The sequence below is a fragment of the Streptomyces sp. NPDC092952 genome, assembly GCF_044754785.1.
Classification (GTDB): Bacteria; Actinomycetota; Actinomycetes; order Streptomycetales; family Streptomycetaceae; genus Streptomyces.
This window is the reverse complement of record NZ_JBIVPT010000015.1, coordinates 82,057-98,878: the sequence shown is the minus strand read 5'-3', so window position 1 is coordinate 98,878 and position 16,822 is coordinate 82,057. Positions and strand designations below refer to the sequence as shown.

General features: G+C 71.2%; 13 protein-coding genes and 1 pseudogene. 10 read left to right on the top strand and 4 right to left on the bottom strand.

From position 1 onward, the window contains the following. Positions 1–58: 58 nt before the first annotated feature. The 3 genes from ACIQGQ_RS28640 (at position 59) to ACIQGQ_RS28630 (ending at position 6,006) form a co-directional block, all read left to right on the top strand. Complete coding sequence (locus ACIQGQ_RS28640) at positions 59–2,953, top strand: vitamin B12-dependent ribonucleotide reductase (protein WP_402400808.1); 2,895 nt, start codon at positions 59–61, stop codon at positions 2,951–2,953. Between the two features lie 134 nt (positions 2,954–3,087). Continuing rightward, positions 3,088–3,531 (top strand): helix-turn-helix transcriptional regulator, encoded by a 444-nt coding sequence (locus ACIQGQ_RS28635; protein ID WP_402400805.1) that lies wholly within the window; start codon positions 3,088–3,090, stop codon positions 3,529–3,531. An 84-nt stretch (positions 3,532–3,615) separates the two neighbouring features. After that, positions 3,616–6,006 carry an ATP-binding cassette domain-containing protein gene (locus ACIQGQ_RS28630; RefSeq protein ID WP_402400802.1) on the top strand — a complete coding sequence of 797 codons (2,391 nt, stop codon included), beginning with the start codon at positions 3,616–3,618 and terminating at the stop codon, positions 6,004–6,006. A 113-nt stretch (positions 6,007–6,119) separates the two neighbouring features. On the opposite strand, the gene ACIQGQ_RS28625 is transcribed toward ACIQGQ_RS28630, so the two are convergent. Further along, complete coding sequence (locus tag ACIQGQ_RS28625; RefSeq protein WP_402400799.1) at positions 6,120–6,656, bottom strand: TerD family protein; 537 nt, start codon at positions 6,654–6,656, stop codon at positions 6,120–6,122. Positions 6,657–6,808: 152 nt separating this feature from the next. Further along, positions 6,809–7,765, bottom strand: a pseudogene (locus ACIQGQ_RS28620) (DUF1152 domain-containing protein). Between the two features lie 91 nt (positions 7,766–7,856). Between ACIQGQ_RS28620 and ACIQGQ_RS28615 the strand changes: the two are divergent. Next, positions 7,857–8,462, top strand: coding sequence for a YdbC family protein (locus tag ACIQGQ_RS28615; protein WP_402400796.1), 606 nt, complete (start codon positions 7,857–7,859; stop codon positions 8,460–8,462). Between the two features lie 86 nt (positions 8,463–8,548). On the opposite strand, the gene ACIQGQ_RS28610 is transcribed toward ACIQGQ_RS28615, so the two are convergent. After that, positions 8,549–9,259 carry a TetR/AcrR family transcriptional regulator gene (locus tag ACIQGQ_RS28610; RefSeq protein WP_402400793.1) on the bottom strand — a complete coding sequence of 237 codons (711 nt, stop codon included), beginning with the start codon at positions 9,257–9,259 and terminating at the stop codon, positions 8,549–8,551. 85 nt (positions 9,260–9,344) lie between these two features. Here ACIQGQ_RS28610 and ACIQGQ_RS28605 point away from each other — a divergent pair, with 85 nt between their 5' ends. The 6 genes from ACIQGQ_RS28605 to ACIQGQ_RS28580 all read left to right on the top strand — a co-directional run bounded on the left by ACIQGQ_RS28605 (position 9,345) and on the right by ACIQGQ_RS28580 (position 15,993). Next, positions 9,345–11,099, top strand: a complete 1,755-nt coding sequence (locus ACIQGQ_RS28605) for an ABC-F family ATP-binding cassette domain-containing protein (RefSeq protein ID WP_402400790.1) — start codon at positions 9,345–9,347, stop codon at positions 11,097–11,099. Next, positions 11,003–11,662, top strand: a complete 660-nt coding sequence (locus ACIQGQ_RS28600) for a histidine phosphatase family protein (protein WP_392280946.1) — start codon at positions 11,003–11,005, stop codon at positions 11,660–11,662. The genes ACIQGQ_RS28605 and ACIQGQ_RS28600 overlap by 97 nt, the downstream gene beginning before the upstream one ends. Positions 11,663–11,674: 12 nt before the next feature. Next, positions 11,675–12,577: an ADP-ribosylglycohydrolase family protein gene (locus ACIQGQ_RS28595; protein ID WP_402400786.1), complete on the top strand. Its 903-nt coding sequence runs from the start codon at positions 11,675–11,677 to the stop codon at positions 12,575–12,577. A 252-nt stretch (positions 12,578–12,829) separates the two neighbouring features. Next, positions 12,830–14,566 carry a DUF4153 domain-containing protein gene (locus tag ACIQGQ_RS28590; RefSeq protein WP_402400783.1) on the top strand — a complete coding sequence of 579 codons (1,737 nt, stop codon included), beginning with the start codon at positions 12,830–12,832 and terminating at the stop codon, positions 14,564–14,566. Positions 14,567–14,616: 50 nt separating this feature from the next. Next, positions 14,617–15,327 carry a ribonuclease HII gene (locus tag ACIQGQ_RS28585; RefSeq protein WP_402400780.1) on the top strand — a complete coding sequence of 237 codons (711 nt, stop codon included), beginning with the start codon at positions 14,617–14,619 and terminating at the stop codon, positions 15,325–15,327. A gap of 60 nt (positions 15,328–15,387) precedes the next feature. After that, positions 15,388–15,993 (top strand): hypothetical protein, encoded by a 606-nt coding sequence (locus tag ACIQGQ_RS28580; RefSeq protein WP_402400778.1) that lies wholly within the window; start codon positions 15,388–15,390, stop codon positions 15,991–15,993. 76 nt (positions 15,994–16,069) lie between these two features. On the opposite strand, the gene ACIQGQ_RS28575 is transcribed toward ACIQGQ_RS28580, so the two are convergent. Continuing rightward, complete coding sequence (locus ACIQGQ_RS28575; RefSeq protein WP_402400775.1) at positions 16,070–16,702, bottom strand: hypothetical protein; 633 nt, start codon at positions 16,700–16,702, stop codon at positions 16,070–16,072. Between the last annotated feature and the right edge of the window lie 120 nt (positions 16,703–16,822).

Genomic DNA, 16,822 nt, shown 5'->3' with positions numbered 1-16,822 from the left:
CAGTGCCCGGGAAGTTCTGGGCACTTCAGGGTGTTTTTGCCCACATATGGGAGGCGGCATGACAGAGACGGCGAGCGGCCCGGCACGAGGTTCCCGTACCAAGGGAGCCAAGTCGAGCAAGGGGCTGCGTATCGAGCGCATCCACACCACCCCCGGCGTGCATCCGTACGACGAGGTGGCGTGGGAGCGTCGTGACGTCGTCATGACCAACTGGCGCGACGGCTCGATCAACTTCGAGCAGCGTGGCGTCGAGTTCCCCGACTTCTGGTCGGTGAACGCGGTCAACATCGTCACCAGCAAGTACTTCCGCGGGGCCGTCGGCACCCCGCAGCGCGAGACCGGTCTGCGCCAGCTCATCGACCGGATCGTGAAGACGTACCGCAAGGCCGGCGAGGACTACAGCTACTTCGCCTCCCCCGAGGACGCCGAGATCTTCGAGCACGAGCTGGCGTACGCCCTCCTGCACCAGATCTTCAGCTTCAACTCCCCGGTCTGGTTCAACGTCGGGACGCCCCAGCCGCAGCAGGTCTCCGCCTGCTTCATCCTGTCCGTCGACGACTCCATGGAGTCGATCCTCGACTGGTACAAGGAAGAGGGCATGATCTTCAAGGGCGGCTCCGGCGCCGGCCTGAACCTCTCCCGTATCCGTTCCTCCAAGGAACTGCTCTCCTCCGGCGGCAACGCCTCCGGTCCGGTCTCCTTCATGCGCGGTGCCGACGCCTCCGCCGGAACGATCAAGTCCGGCGGTGCCACCCGGCGCGCGGCCAAGATGGTCATCCTCGACGTCGACCACCCCGACATCGAGAACTTCATCGAGACCAAGGTGAAGGAGGAGGAGAAGATCCGCGCCCTGCGCGACGCGGGCTTCGACATGGACCTGGGCGGCGACGACATCACGTCCGTCCAGTACCAGAACGCCAACAACTCGGTCCGGGTCAACGACGAGTTCATGAAGGCCGTCGAGTCCGGCGGCACGTTCGGGCTGCGCGCCCGCATGACCGGTGAGGTCATCGAGGAGGTCGACGCCAAGTCGCTCTTCCGCAAGATGGCCGAGGCCGCCTGGGCCTGCGCCGACCCCGGTATCCAGTACGACGACACGATCAACCACTGGCACACCTGCCCGGAGTCCGGCCGGATCAACGGCTCGAACCCCTGCTCCGAGTACATGCACCTGGACAACACCTCGTGCAACCTCGCCTCGCTGAACCTGATGAAGTTCCTCAAGGACGACGGCAAGGGCAGCCAGTCGTTCGACGTCGAGCGCTTCTCCAAGGTCGTCGAGCTGGTCATCACCGCGATGGACATCTCCATCTGCTTCGCCGACTTCCCGACCCAGAAGATCGGTGAGAACACCCGCGCCTTCCGCCAGCTCGGCATCGGCTACGCCAACCTCGGCGCCCTGCTGATGGCGACCGGCCACGCCTACGACAGCGACGGCGGCCGCGCCCTCGCCGGTGCCATCACCTCGCTGATGACGGGTACGTCGTACAAGCGCTCCGCCGAGCTCGCCGCGGTCGTCGGCCCGTACGACGGCTACGCCCGCAACGCCGAGCCGCACCAGCGCGTCATGAAGCAGCACGCCGACGCCAACACGGCCGCCGTCCGCACGGACGACCTGGACAACCCGATCTGGGCCGCCGCGACGGAGGCCTGGCAGGACGTCCTCCGCCTCGGCGCGAAGAACGGTTTCCGCAACGCGCAGGCCTCGGTCATCGCGCCGACCGGCACCATCGGTCTGGCGATGTCCTGCGACACCACCGGCCTGGAGCCCGACCTCGCCCTGGTCAAGTTCAAGAAGCTGGTCGGCGGCGGCTCGATGCAGATCGTCAACGGCACCGTCCCGCAGGCCCTGCGCCGCCTGGGCTACCCGGAGGAGCAGATCGAGGCGGTCGTCGCCCACATCGCCGAGCACGGCAACGTGATCGACGCCCCCGGCCTGAAGACCGAGCACTACGAGGTCTTCGACTGCGCGATGGGCGAGCGCTCCATCTCCGCGATGGGCCACGTCCGCATGATGGCCGCGATCCAGCCGTGGATCTCCGGCGCGCTGTCCAAGACGGTGAACCTGCCGGAGACGGCCACCGTCGAGGACGTCGAGGAGGTCTACTTCGAGGCGTGGAAGATGGGCGTCAAGGCGCTCGCCATCTACCGCGACAACTGCAAGGTCGGCCAGCCCCTCTCCGCGAAGACCAAGGAGAAGGAGAAGGCCGAGGTCACGGCCAAGGCCGAGGAGACCATCCGTACCGCGGTCGAGAAGGTCGTCGAGTACCGTCCGGTCCGCAAGCGCCTTCCCAAGGGCCGTCCCGGCATCACCACCTCCTTCACGGTGGGCGGCGCCGAGGGCTACATGACCGCCAACTCCTACCCGGACGACGGTCTCGGCGAGGTCTTCCTGAAGATGTCCAAGCAGGGCTCCACCCTCGCGGGCATGATGGACGCCTTCTCCATCGCCGTCTCGGTCGGTCTGCAGTACGGCGTGCCGCTGGAGACCTATGTCTCGAAGTTCACCAACATGCGGTTCGAGCCGGCCGGTATGACGGACGACCCGGACGTGCGGATGGCGCAGTCGATCGTCGACTACATCTTCCGCCGCCTCGCGCTGGACTTCCTGCCCTTCGAGACCCGCTCCGCGCTCGGCATCCACTCGGCCGAGGAGCGCCAGCGCCACCTCGACACCGGCTCGTACGAGCCCTCCCTCGACGACGAGGACCTGGACGTCGAGAGCCTGGCCCAGTCGGCCCCGGTGCGGACGGAGCCGCTGAAGGCGGTGGCCGCGGTGCAGGAGGCGGAGAAGCCCGCCCCGAAGACCGCGCACACCTCGGCGGAGCTCGTCGAGATGCAGCTCGGGATCAGCGCGGACGCGCCGCTCTGCTTCTCCTGCGGCACCAAGATGCAGCGTGCCGGTTCCTGCTACATCTGCGAGGGCTGCGGCTCGACCAGCGGTTGCAGCTGATCATCAAAGTACCCCCGGTCACCGGGTGAGGAGGGCGTCGGCCAGCGGCCGGCGCCCTCCGGCGTACCCGGACGGCCCGGGGCCGCACCGCTCGCGAGGGGCGACTGTCCGAGCCGTGTGGCACCATCGCGCAGATGACGAGCAGACCCGATGAGGCACAGCGGCTGGGCGACCTCGCGCGGTTGCGCCGCGTCCGCGACCGGATCGACCGCGACTTCGCACAGCCGCTGGACGTCGAGACGCTGGCCCGCGGCGCGCACATGTCGGCGGGGCATCTGAGCCGCGCCTTCCGGCAGGCGTACGGGGAGTCCCCCTACAGCTACCTGATGACGCGGCGCGTCGAGCGGGCGATGGCGCTGCTGCGCCGTGGCGACCTCGGTGTCACCGAGGTCTGCTTCATGGTCGGCTGCTCGTCGCTGGGTACCTTCAGCACGCGCTTCACCGAGTTGGTGGGCATGGCGCCGAGCACCTACCGGCGGGAGGCCGCACGGGCCACGGAGGGGATGCCCGCATGCGTGGCGAAGCAGGTCACCAGGCCGGTCAGGAATCGAGAAGCGCGGCCACCGGCCCGCGACTAGCGTGCGGTGCGTGGGTATCCACGAGCACCTGAACCTCCCGCCGCACCCGGGAGGCCCCGCCCGACAGATGGAGACACGACCAGCATGGCCAAGAGGACGGACACGGGGTCGCCCGAGCGGCACGCAGCGGACAGCCACGACATGATCCGCGTGCACGGCGCGCGTGTGAACAACCTCAAGGACGTCAGCATCGAGATCCCGAAGCGCCGTCTGACGGTGTTCACGGGAGTCTCCGGCTCGGGCAAGAGCTCCTTGGTGTTCGGCACCATCGCCGCCGAGTCGCAGCGGCTGATCAACGAGACGTACAGCGCCTTCGTGCAGGGATTCATGCCGAGCCTGGCGCGGCCCGAGGTCGATGTGCTCGACGGGCTGACGACCGTGATCACCGTCGACCAGCAGCGCCTCGGCGCCGACCCGCGCTCCACGGTCGGCACGGCCACCGACGCCAACGCGATGCTGCGCATCCTCTTCAGCCGGCTGGGCAAGCCGTACATCGGCTCGCCCCAGGCCTTCTCCTTCAACGTCGCGTCGGTCCAGGCCAGCGGCGCGTTCAAGGTCGACCGGGGCGCCGACCGGACCAGGACCGTCAAGCGGACCTTCAGCCGCACCGGCGGCATGTGCACCCACTGCGAAGGCCGCGGCACGGTCTCGGACATCGATCTGAGCCAGCTGTACGACGACACCAAGTCGCTCTCCGAGGGCGCGTTCACCATCCCCGGCTGGAAGTCGGACAGTTTCTGGACCGTACGGGTCTACGCCGAGTCCGGCTTCCTCGACCCGGACAAGCCGATCCGGGAGTTCACCAAGAAGGAGATGCGGGACTTCCTCCACCGGGAGCCGACCAAGGTGAAGGTCGAGGGTGTCAACCTCACCTACGAGGGACTGATCCCCAAGATCCAGAAGTCCTTCCTCTCCAAGGACAAGGAGGCGTTGCAGCCGCACATCCGGGAGTTCGTGGAGCGGGCCGTCACCTTCACCACCTGCCCCGAGTGCGAGGGCACCCGACTCAGCGAGGAGGCCCGCTCCTCGAAGATCGGGAAGCTGAGCATCGCCGATGTCTGCGCCCTGCAGATCAGCGACCTGGCCGAGTGGGTGCGCGGCCTCGACGACCCCTCGGTGGCCCCGCTGCTCGCCGCGTTGCAGCAGACCCTGGACTCGTTCGTGGAGATCGGGCTCGGCTACCTCTCGCTCGACCGGCCCTCGGGCACGCTCTCCGGCGGCGAGGCCCAGCGCGTCAAGATGATCCGCCATCTCGGCTCCTCGCTCACCGATGTCACCTATGTCTTCGACGAGCCCACCATCGGCCTGCACCCGCACGACATCCAGCGGATGAACGACCTGCTGCTGAGGCTGCGGGACAAGGGCAACACGGTGCTCGTCGTGGAGCACAAGCCGCAGACGATCGCCATCGCCGACCATGTCGTCGACCTGGGCCCCGGGGCCGGTCCGGGCGGCGGTGCCGTCTGCTTCGAGGGCACCGTCGAGGGGCTGCGGGCCGGTGACACGGTCACCGGACGCCACCTCGACGACCGCGCGGCGCTGAAGGAATCGGTGCGCGAGCCCGCCGGGGCGCTGAGGATCCGGGGGGCGAGCGCGCACAACCTCCAGGGTGTCGACGTCGATATCCCGCTCGGCGTGCTCACGGTCGTGACCGGTGTCGCGGGGTCCGGCAAGAGCTCGCTCGTGCACGGGTCGATGCCCGAGGGCACGGAGGTGGTCGCGGTCGACCAGAGCGCCATCCGGGGCTCCCGGCGGAGCAACCCGGCGACGTACACCGGGCTGCTCGATCCGATCCGCAAGGCGTTCGCGAAGGCCAACGGTGTGAAGCCCGCGCTGTTCAGCCCCAACTCCGAGGGCGCCTGCCCGGCCTGCAACGGGGCGGGTGTGATCTACACGGACCTGGCGATGATGGCAGGGGTCGCCACGCCCTGCGAGGAGTGCGGGGGGAAGCGGTTCCAGTCGTCGGTGCTCGACCATCTCTTCGGCGGCCGGGACATCAGCGAGGTGCTCGCCATGTCGGTGGCCGAGGCCGAGGAGTTCTTCGCCGAGGGCGAGGCACGCATCCCGGCGGCACACCGCATCCTGGAGCGGCTCGTCGACGTCGGGCTGGGCTATCTCGGCCTGGGACAGCCGCTGACCACGCTCTCCGGCGGTGAGCGCCAGCGGCTCAGGCTCGCGACGCACATGGCCGACAAGGGCGGGGTGTACGTGCTCGACGAGCCGACCACCGGACTCCACCTCGCCGACGTGGAGCAGTTGCTCGGCCTGCTGGACCGGCTCGTCGACTCGGGCAAGTCGGTCATCGTCGTCGAGCACCACCAGGCGGTCATGGCGCACGCGGACTGGATCATCGATCTGGGTCCCGGGGCCGGTCACGACGGCGGCCGGATCGTCTTCGAGGGCACCCCGGCCGAGCTGGTGGCCGCCCGCTCCACCCTCACCGGCGAACACCTGGCGCAGTACGTCGGAGCCTGACGCCCCACCCGCCGGGGCCCCGACCAGGTCCTCCGCCCGGGTCGGGGCCCCGGCGGAGCCGCGCCGTCCCCCGCCGCCACGTGGCGCGCACGGGGCGTACGGCATCCGCCGCCTCATGCCTCGGGCGTACGGTTCCCCATCGTCGCGGCGAACGTGCCGGGGGTGCCGTCGAAGCCCCGGACACCGGGGTGGAAGACCCACGATCCCGAGGCGTCGCGGGCGAATTCGGCCACGACGGCCGCAGTGGCCGCGCCGACCGACGAGAAGTCGTCCTCCGCCAGGACCGTGTAGCCCTCCCGGACCTGCATCCCCGTGCCCGCCACCTCCGCGAACGCCAGGTGCCCGTCGCGCTGTTGGATGGCGACACCGACGAGCACCCGGGAGTACGCGCTCGACACGCGGTCCAGCTCCAGCGTCATCTCCTCGTCGAAGCCGAAGCCCTGGCCGGTCCGGCTGTCACGGTTGAGGGTGATGGTGCCGTCCGGCGAGCGGCTGTCGAAGTGCACGAGATACGCCGGGGCGCCGTACGGGGCTTCGGCGGGGTAGGTCGCGGCGATGATGTCGAGATCGTGGGCCGGGGATCCCGCTGGGCTGGGATCCCACTTGAGCCTGATCACGACCTTGTCCACGTCTTTGTTGGGGCTGCTCATCACACATGCCTCCCGGGCTTCCCACTGGACCGTCGAACCGTTGACACTGCCCGATCATGTCCGCAACAGGCCGTGGAGCCAACCGCATCGGCGCGGAGCGACGTGATCGGGCCACCGGGACGGGCGGGAGTGACCGGGGCGGGCATCGGCGGTCAGTGCGGGATCCGGCGCGGCGGCCGCTGCGTGGTCTCGTCACGGAACTCCTCGATGACGCTGCTGACCTGACGGATCAGCCGGGTGTGCTCGATCCGGTCGAGATAGTGGCAGTTGCGGGCCACGCCCTCCAGTTCGAAGACGAAGCAGAGCGTCATCAACGGGTTGATGAAGAGCTCACTGCCGCGGGTGCGTGAGGTGAACCGGACGTCTCCGAAGGCACCTTGGACGGCGGCGGCGATGGAACCGTTCACGATGCCGGGGTGGTCGGGGGTGTGGTGCTGGGCGTGTGCGACTGCGTCGACGAAGAGCGCGCCCTCACGCGTCGAACGGGAAACGGAGAACGCGCCGAGGTGGGCGCCGTCGCGTTCGAGCGCGGCCATGTTCTCCAGGACGAGCCCGTGGCTCACCCCGTGGTAGGCATCGACGCCGAAGCCCACGGACACCACGAAGCGCTCCGGTACGTCGATCGTGGCGAGCGCGGCGACGCTGGTCAGGTCCTCCTCGGGAGTGCCGAGCCCGGATTCGTCGCCGCGCATCAGGATGTCCGTGCCGCCGTCGACCAGAACGACCGCGTCGATGTCGTACCGCTCGATCAGCGCCCGGTAGGCGGCGCGCAGCGGTTGTACGCCGACCCGGGAGAAGGCGTGGACCGTGCACGGGTAGCCGTGCAGCCTCAGCCACTGGGCGAGCGTCCGCTCCGGGAAGTACGCCTGGTGCGGCGCGGTTTCGGGAGTGATCGCGGCGACGTCGGGGGCGAGTCAGGACGCGGTGGGAAGTCCTTCGAGGGCACTGAACGACAGATTGGCGAGCTGTACGTGCTTGCCCTGGTGGAACAGCGAGAGCGCGAGGGGAAGCCCCGCGTAGATGTCGAAACCGCCACCGGCCCCCGCGACGAGGACGCGCTCCGCGGATTCGGGCCGGGTGAACAGGGGGTTGGTGTGCAACGAGGCCATGGAGGTCATTCTGCGGCTCGGGGCGGCCGGTTCGTGGGGGTGCTCCGTCCGGAAGTGACCCGTACCACGTCCGGCGCCGTACGATGGCGCGGTGCTGGTGAAGTGGATTCGTTGCACCGTGATGGACCGTCGAGGATTCGAGCGGGGGCAGCGGGAGTGGGCGGGGCTGCTCGGTGAGCCCGGATTCCGGGGGCAGGGCGGCGGATGGAGCCGCCTCCACCCGGAGGTGGCCCATGTCTTCTCCTTCTGGGACAGCCGTGTCTTCTACGACTCGTTCATGGCGCGGGCGCACGACGCCCTGGCGGCCGAGCAGTCCGGTACGTACAGCGCCGCGCAGGTCAAGCTCTTCGAGCATCGATTCGATGTGAAGACGGGCTTCGAACCGCGGTTCACCGACGCGGACGTGGTCCGGGTGGCGCACAGCCGGGTGCGAGAGGACCGGGTGGAGCACTTCGCGCTGATGCAGGAGCGGGTGTGGAATCCGGCGATGGCCGGATCCCCGGGCATGCTGCGCGGGGTGTTCGGAGAGGCGCCGGGGCGGGAGTTCCTCGTGCTGTCGATGTGGCAGTCGAGCGCCGAGCGCGGCAAGTACCGGGCCGGGAGCATCGACCGGCTGACGCAGCGGGCGCGGACCGAGGACGATGTGGCGGAGCTGGCGGGCGACGTCGTCCAGCTGGAACCGTCGTGGACGGTCTGACCGGTCGAACGGCCGCGGGCCGTATGGCCGGCCGGGCCGCGCCGGTCCGGCGGGACCGGTGAGCCGGTGGCGCCGCTCCTGGTCCATCAGGTGGGTCTCGCCGGGGAATTGAAGACTCCGGTGCGGGCGGCCGCCAGGGCCGCCGCCGCGGACTGGTCGGCCAGCTCGGTCCCGACCGGCTCTCGGGTGATGAACAACCCGAGGAACAGAGGCGATACCACCGCTCTGACCAGCGCCCCCGCGTCCGTGCCCCGGTCCAGCTCCTGCCGGGCGACGGCGCGCGCGACGACGGCCTCGCAGCGGGAGAACCGCTCGGTGTAGAAGGCGCGCAGTGCCTCGGCGGCGCGCTCGGACTGGAAGGCGGCGGCGATGAACGCGGTGGGCGCGGCCGCCGCGGCCGGGTCCGCGAAGGAGTCGGCCGTCGTCCGGGCCAGGGCGCGGAGATCCCCTTCCAGCGATCCGGTGTCGGGTGGGGTCCAGCTGTCCTCGCCGGCCAGGTCGAGGGCGTCGGCGACCAGCCCTTCGAGGTTTCCCCAGCGGCGGTAGAGCGTCGTCTTGTGGACGCCGGAATGCTCCGCGACGTACTCGACGGTGAGCCCGGGATAGCCGTGCTCCGCCAGGCCCGTGAGGACCGCGTCGCGCACCGCGGCCCGGGTGCGGGCGGTCCTTCCTCCGGGGCGGCGGGTGCCGGGGGCCGCAGGGTCGGCGGTGTCGGCGGTGTCGGCGGAGGGAGGGGGCTTCGGCCCTGTCTCCGCGGCGGGCGGGGCGGCTTCGGGGGTGGTTCGTCGCTCATTCAATTGCTACTCCGGTTGCGTTAGTGGTCTCCAGTGTGTCACGCTCGCATTAACGCAACAAGATATGCATTAGTTTGGAGGTGTTCTCGTGCCCACCCAGATCGTTCTGCGCGGGGTGACCCTGTCCCGTGGTGACAGGCTGCTGCTCGACGACGTGTCGCTGACCGTGCGTCCGGGGGAGCGGATCGGCGTCGTGGGGGAGAACGGGGCGGGGAAGACGACCCTGCTCCGGCTCCTCGCGGGGCTCGAACCCCCTGACTCCGGGAGTGCGTTCACCGCTGCCGGTCGCGGCGCCGGGCTGCTGCCGCAGACCCCTGGACTCCCGCCCGGGCGCACGGTCCAGGACGCCGTCGACGACGCGCTCGCGGAACTGCGCGCGACGGAAGAGGAGTTGCGGGCTGCCGAGGTGTTGCTCGGCGAGGCGGACAGCGCCGCGCTCGCCGCGTACGGCGATCTGCTCACCGCTTTCGAGCTGCGCGGGGGATACGAGGCCGATGCCCGCGTCGACAGGGCGATGCACGGCCTGGGCCTCGCGCACATAGGGCTTTCGAGGACGCTCGGCAGTCTCTCCGGCGGGGAGCGGGCGAGGCTGGGCCTGGCCTGCCTGATGGCCGCCCGCCCCGAAGTGATGCTGCTTGACGAACCCACCAATCATCTGGACGAGGCCGCGCTCGACTGGTTGGAGGGCGAGCTGTGCGCCCACCCCGGCACGGTGATCGCCGTGTCCCACGACCGGACGTTCCTGGAGCGTGTCGCCACCGCGATCCTGGAAGTGGACGCCGGCCGGCGGACCGTCGTGCGCTACGGCGGGGGCTACGCCGGATTCCGCGCCGAGCAGCGCGCCGCGCGGCAGCGCTGGGAGCAGTCCTACGCCCAGTGGTGCGAGGAGGCCGGGCGGCTGGAGGAGTACGCGGAGACGACGGCCCACGGCATCGCCATGGGCCGTCCCATCAAGGACAACAACAAAATGGCGTACGACCGCGCCGGAGGCCGGGTCCAGGCCTCGGTCTCCGGCCGGGTCCGCAACGCGCGCAAGCGACTGGACCGGCTGCGGGCGCACCCCGTACCCAGACCGCCCGATCCCCTCACGTTCTCCACCCTGCCGGCGGCCGGTGCCACCGCGGGCGAGCTGGTCTCCCTGACGGATGTCCGGGTGGGTGACCGGCTCGCGGTCGAGCGGCTCTCCGTGACAGCCAGTGACAGGCTCCTGATCCGGGGCGGCAACGGCGCGGGAAAGTCCACACTGCTCCGGGTCATGGCCGGAGTGCTCGAACCGGACGCGGGCCGCGTGTCCCGCCGGGGCGCGATCGGCTACCTCGCCCAGGAGATCCCGGTGCACCGGCCCGCGGAGTCCGTGCTCGCGGCATTCGGCCGGGGCCTGTCGCTCGCCGAGGACGAGCAGGCCGACCTGATCCTCTCGTACGGGCTGTTCCGTTCCCGCGATCTCCGGGTGCCGGTCGGATCGCTCTCGGCCGGTCAGCGCAGACGACTGGCCCTCGCCCGGCTCCTGGCCCGCCCGGCGGATCTGCTGCTGCTCGACGAACCGGCGAACTATCTGGCGCTCGGACTCGTACAGGAACTGGAGGAGGCGCTCACACGCTGGCCGGGCGCGCTGGTCGTGGTCTCGCACGACCGGCAGCTGTGCCACCGTTTCACCGGCGACATCATCTGGATGGAGGCGGGCCGGCCGCTCGACAGAACCCCGGCCACCCGCCCACCGGGGCGACACCCCCTAGGGTCGGGTACATGGCACGACCGCAACGCATTGTCCTCGTCCGGCACGGGGAGTCCGAGGGCAACGCCGACGACACGGTGTACGAGCGCGAACCCGACCACGCGCTGAGGCTCACCTCGGCAGGGCGCAGGCAGGCCAGGGAGACGGGTGCCGGGCTGCGCGAGCTGTTCGCGGGCGAGCGGGTCAGTGTCTACGTCTCGCCCTACCGCCGCACCCACGAGACCTTCCGCGCCCTCGACCTGGACCTGGAGCGGGTACGGGTGCGAGAGGAGCCGCGCCTGCGGGAGCAGGACTGGGGCAACTGGCAGGACCGGGACGACGTACGCCTGCAGAAGGCGTACCGGGACGCGTACGGCCACTTCTTCTACCGCTTCGCCCAGGGCGAGTCCGGGGCCGATGTGTACGACCGGGTGGGGGCTTTCCTGGAGAGCCTGCACCGGAGCTTCGAGGCCCCCGACCATCCGGAGAACGTCCTGCTGGTCACGCACGGCCTGACCATGCGTCTGTTCTGCATGCGCTGGTTCCACTGGTCGGTCGCCGAGTTCGAATCACTGTCCAACCCGGGCAACGGGGAGACCCGGACACTGACCCTCGGAGCGGACGGGCGCTACACCCTTGACCGGCCGTTCGAGCGCTGGCGAACCCCTGAGCCGTACGGCATCACCGGATAGAGTGGGAAGGCGATGACAACCGCTGAATCGGCCTCCGGCCAACGTTTCGAACGAGCCCTCGCCAGTCTGCGCGGGCTCTGTGTGGGAGACGCGCTGGGTTCCCAGTTCTTCGTGCCCGCCAACTACCCGCTGCTCAAGCAGCGGACCCTCCCGCCCGCTCCCTGGCAGTGGACGGACGACACCGAGATGGCGTGCTCGGTACTGGCCGTCCTGGCACGGCACGAGCGGATCGACCAGGACGCGCTCGCCCGCTCCTTCGCCGACCACCACGACTTCGACCGGGGATACGGCCCGGCCGTGAACCGCCTGCTCAGACTGGTCAGGGAGGGCGAGGACTGGCGCGAGCTGGCCTCCGCGCTCTTCAACGGCCAGGGCTCCTGGGGCAACGGCTCGGCGATGCGCATCGCCCCGCTCGGCGCCTGGTACGCCGACGACCCTGAGCAGGCCACGCACCAGGCCGAGATCTCCTCGTACACCACGCATCAGCACCGCGAGGCGGTGATGGGGGCGATGGCCGTCGCCGCGGCCGCCGCACTGGCCGCGGCACCGGCCGGACCGCCCGCCCCCGGAGAGCTGCTCGACGGCGTCATCGCCCTCGTCCCGCGCAGCGCCGTCGGCGCCGGGCTGCGCCGTGCCCGCGACATGCTCGACTACGACGACACCGGGACGGTCGCGGCCGTGCTCGGCAACGGCCGCCGCACCAGCGCGCACGACACCGTCCCGTTCGCCCTCTGGTCGGCCGCGCGGAGCCTCGGTGACTTCGAACAGGCCTTCTGGGCCACCGCTCAGGCCGGCGGGGACGTCGACACGACCTGCGCGATCGTCGGCGGTGTCGTCGCCGCGGGCAGGGCGGGCGCACCGCCCGCCGACTGGACGGCCCGGACCGAGGAACTGCCGGACTGGCTCCTCCGGTAGGACGGCCCCGGGCACTGGCCGAGGCAGGCGGACGCGGACCCCGGCCGCGCCGCCGACTGTCACGGTACGGCCACAGCTCTCCCGTCCCGGGTTCCGAGCAGCGGGGGAGGGCTACTCTTTCGGCCACGCCGCCGCCGATGATCATCCAGACGGGCGCGCGCCGAAGAGATATGCCGGGGTGCCCCAGACGCCGCCCTGCACGACGCGCGTACGGGGCGATGCGCGCGGTGCCCCGGCGGGGGGAGGATTCCCATGTCCGAACACGTATCACCGGAGCCCGGGGCATCCCAGGGCTCCGGCCCGTCCGGTCCGCCGGGCGGAACCGGAACACCCGGGCCCGAAGCTGCGTCGGGGACGCCGTCCGAATTTCCCGGCGCCGGAGCCGAACCGCCGAAGACACTGGCGTACGTCCAGCGCGACGGGCCGCCGCAGCACCCGGCGAACCCCTGGCAGCGCCCCGGCCAGCAGCCCGGTCCTTCCACGCTGTCGACGCTGCGCCCGGCGGAGCCCGCCACCATCGGCACGGCCACGCTCTGCTGCGCCGTCGTCACCGCACTGCTCAGCGCCCTGCTGCTGGGCGACGGCCTCGGGGTGAACGCGCTGATCGTTGCGGTCCCGGCGGCGCTCGGGGCCTTCTTCGCGGTGCGGCCGACCGGCCGGCGCCTGCGACCCTGGACGGCCTTCTGGGCACTCGGTGGACTGGCGCTGCTCGCCGTCCCGGCGCTCCGGGACGCCGGTTGGCCGGTCTTCCTGGCCGTGGTGTCGGCCGCCGCGCTCGGCTCCCTCGCCCTGCACGGCAGCCGAGGCTGGCTCGGTGTCTTCCTCGGCTCGCTGGGGCTGCTCTGCGCCGTCGCCGACGGGCTGGCCTGGGGCGGGCGCGGCGTGCGTGCCCGGATGAACGGTCCCCGGAAGCGGCTGGGCGGCGTGGTCCGCAGCGCGGGAGTGGCCGTCGTCCTCCTCGTCGTGTTCGGCGCGCTGTTCGCGAGCGCCGACGCCGCCTTCGCCGATGTGCTCGGCAGCCTGATACCCGACGTGTCGGTCAGCGACGGCCCGTGGCGGCTGCTCCTCTTCATGACCGGCCTGGTCGGCGCACTCGCCGCCGGGTACGCCGCGGCCGCGCCCGTGCGCTGGGACGGCATCGCGGTACGCCCCGGGAAGGCTCGCGGACGGCTGGAATGGGCCCTGCCGCTCATCGTGCTGAACCTGCTGTTCGCCGTCTTCGTCGCCGTCCAGCTCACCGTGCTGCTCGGCGGGTACGACAAGGTGATGGCCGAGACCGACCTCAGCTACTCCGCCTACGCCCGGCAGGGCTTCTGGCAACTTCTCTGGGCCACCGTGCTCACCCTGCTGGTGATCGCGCTCGCACTGCGCTGGGCCCCGCGCGGGCGGGGCGGCGACCGCACGCTGGTGCGGTCCGTGCTCGGCGTGCTGTGCCTGCTCACCCTGACCGTCGTGGCCTCCGCGCTGAGGCGCATGGACCTCTACGTCGACGCCTACGGCCTGACCCGGCTGCGCATCTCCGTGGCCGCCGTGGAGCTCTGGCTGGGTGTGGTGATCGTCCTGATCATGGCCGCCGGGTTCTTCGGTGCCCGACTGCTGCCGCGTGCCGTCGCCGCGAGTGCGGCCGTGGGCGTCCTCGCGTTCGGGCTGCTCTCGCCGGACGGGCTGATCGCGGAGCAGAACGTCCAGCGGTACCGAGCCGACCACGCGATCGACATCGACTACCTCAGCGGTCTGTCGGCGGACGCCGTACCGGCCCTGGACACGCTGCCCGAGCCACTGCGTTCCTGTGCGCTCCGCGACATCGAGCGCACACTGAACGACGGCGAAGCCCCCTGGTACGCCACCAGCTGGGGCGAGGCCCGCGCCCGGGACATCCTGAGGAAGCGGAGCGTCCACAGCACGGAGGAGTCCTGCGCCCCCCTGCGCACCGGCGACGGACGCGATGGCGACCCGAGCGATCCGTACGACCCCTACGACCCGTACTGACGGCCCCGGGGTGTCGCCGAAGTCCCCGTCGGCGTACGCTGACAGGCGCCATGCCGTACGAACCACCCACGCACACCGTCGAGCGCTCACTGCGCGCCACCACCGGTGCCAGGACCGTCGCCGGCGTAGACGAGGTCGGACGCGGAGCATGGGCGGGACCGGTCACCGTGTGCGCGGCCGTCACCGGCCTGCGCCGGCCTCCCGCCGGACTCACCGACTCCAAGCTGATCAGCCCCAAGCGCCGCGCGGAGCTGGCACCCGTGCTGGAGAGCTGGGTCACCGCGTTCGGCCTCGGCGACGCCTCCCCGCAGGAGATCGACGAGCTCGGGATGACGGCCGCGCTGCGGCTGGCCGCCGTACGTGCGCTGGAAGCCCTGCCGGTGCGACCGGACGCGGTGATCCTCGACGGCAAGCACGACTACCTGGGACAGCCGTGGAAGGTCCGCACCGTGATCAAGGGCGACCAGTCCTGCATCGCGGTCGCGGCCGCCTCGGTGATCGCGAAGGTCCACCGGGACACGATGATGGCCGAACTGGGCGCGGAGACCGGCGAGTACACGGACTTCGCCTTCGGGGCGAACGCCGGATACCCGTCTCCCGTGCACCGGGTCGCGCTGGAGGAGCGGGGGCCGACACCCCACCACCGGCTTTCGTGGTCCTATCTCGACGCGCTGCCCAGGTGGCGGCACCTCAAGAAGGTCCGCTTCTCCGCCGAGGCGGCAGCACTGGAAAGCGGGGGCCAGCTCGGCTTCGACTTCTGATCGCGCGCAAGTGCCCACCCGCCGATGCCCGCCGCACCGGCGTTCGATAGACAACCACCCATGCCTCTCACCCCCGAGGAGCCTCAGATTCACGAGAGCGCCCAGGGTCCTCGCACCACTCCGGCCACCGGCCGTACCGCGTCGACCCCCCGTCCCGTACCCGGCCCGCGTTCCGCGGCCACGCCGCGCCCCGGTCGCCCCGGACCCGGCCCCGCGAGGCCCGCACCCCCGGCACCGCGCCCGCAGCCGGCCTCCGACCACCCCCGGGCGGAGAATCGTTCCGCACCGCAGATCCAGCTGATCCCCGCCTCGGCGGCCGGCGCGCTCGACGCCGCCGACGAAGCGCTGGACCTGCTGCTCGACTCCGGCCGTGCGCCGGACGAGGTACTGGTGCTCACCACCGGTGAGCACCACCCGTGGGCCACCCACGAACTCTCCTTCGGAGAGGCCGGCTACTGGGCCCACCACGAGGCCGGCGACGATGTCTTCTTCGCCGGTGCCGCGACCGTGGGCCGGGTGCGGACCCGGCCGGTGGTCATCGTCGCCGTCAACGGCGGTGACACCGTCGCCGACGTGCTGACCGCCGCGCGGGAGCGCGCCGGAGCGCTGCTGATCGTCTGTGGTGATCCGGAGCGGGTCAACGCGGTGCTCGGCGCAGCCGTCTGACCTCGCCGATCAGCGAGACACCCGGGGCCGTGGCGGTCCGGCGGTCCGAGAGGACGGCCGGGCGCGCGGCCGCGGGTCAGCGGGCCGCCGTGCGGCGCAGCGCGTGCGCCGCACCGCCGCCGGTCCGCAGCGGGGCAGCCGGCTCCTGGCCGAGCGAGGTGTCACCGAGGGCGGCGGGGGGCGACAGGGAGTCCGGGCGCCGCCCGCCCCGGCCCTCGCCGAGCACCCGCCAGCCGTTCCGGGTCAGCGTGATGTAGGCCCCGCACCGCAGCCCGTGCAAGGTGCAGGCGTCGCGCAGGCCCCACATCCATGCCCCGTCCTCCTCCGTCCAACGCTCGTCCCCCTCGCGGCAGTAGAGGAGCACCGCGGTACGGACGGGGGTGCGGAGGCGGAGGTCGTGCGGGATGACCTGGCGCAGATGGGCCAGCAGCGCGTTACGGAACTCCCAGCCGTCCGCCGCCGAGGTCCGGTGTGTGAACGAGGCGCTGGCGGTGACGCGTTCCTCATGGTCGAGCACGGCCACCACGGCGGTCGCCGGGGCCGGACCGTGCCGGGAGTGCAGGCCGGTGACGACCTCACGGGGGCTGCGCAGCAGCGGTATGCCCGCTTCGGCCCACTCGGCCGGCTCCAGCATCCTGGAGAGACGGTTGGCCGGGGTGGCGGACGCCGATATCGAGGTGGCGGCGGACGGAGCGAATCCGAAGGTCACGATCCTCCCTTCGCATACGCGCCCGTGGTGCGGGCGGGTCGAGTGAGGGCGCACCTCGGCACAGCCTTTCCGGGCCGCGGAAGGGACGGTGCGGGGAGCACCTCCGATTCTTCCTGGCGT

Coding starts and splice junctions, on each gene's coding strand:
- ACIQGQ_RS28580 (WP_402400778.1), top strand. CDS start 15,388: ATGCCTCTCACCCCCGAGGAGCCTCAGATTCACGAGAGCGCCCAGGGT.
- ACIQGQ_RS28585 (WP_402400780.1), top strand. CDS start 14,617: ATGCCGTACGAACCACCCACGCACACCGTCGAGCGCTCACTGCGCGCC.
- ACIQGQ_RS28630 (WP_402400802.1), top strand. CDS start 3,616: ATGGCCAAGAGGACGGACACGGGGTCGCCCGAGCGGCACGCAGCGGAC.
- ACIQGQ_RS28595 (WP_402400786.1), top strand. CDS start 11,675: ATGACAACCGCTGAATCGGCCTCCGGCCAACGTTTCGAACGAGCCCTC.
- ACIQGQ_RS28590 (WP_402400783.1), top strand. CDS start 12,830: ATGTCCGAACACGTATCACCGGAGCCCGGGGCATCCCAGGGCTCCGGC.
- ACIQGQ_RS28640 (WP_402400808.1), top strand. CDS start 59: ATGACAGAGACGGCGAGCGGCCCGGCACGAGGTTCCCGTACCAAGGGA.
- ACIQGQ_RS28625 (WP_402400799.1), bottom strand. CDS start 6,656: ATGAGCAGCCCCAACAAAGACGTGGACAAGGTCGTGATCAGGCTCAAG.
- ACIQGQ_RS28635 (WP_402400805.1), top strand. CDS start 3,088: ATGACGAGCAGACCCGATGAGGCACAGCGGCTGGGCGACCTCGCGCGG.
- ACIQGQ_RS28600 (WP_392280946.1), top strand. CDS start 11,003: ATGGCACGACCGCAACGCATTGTCCTCGTCCGGCACGGGGAGTCCGAG.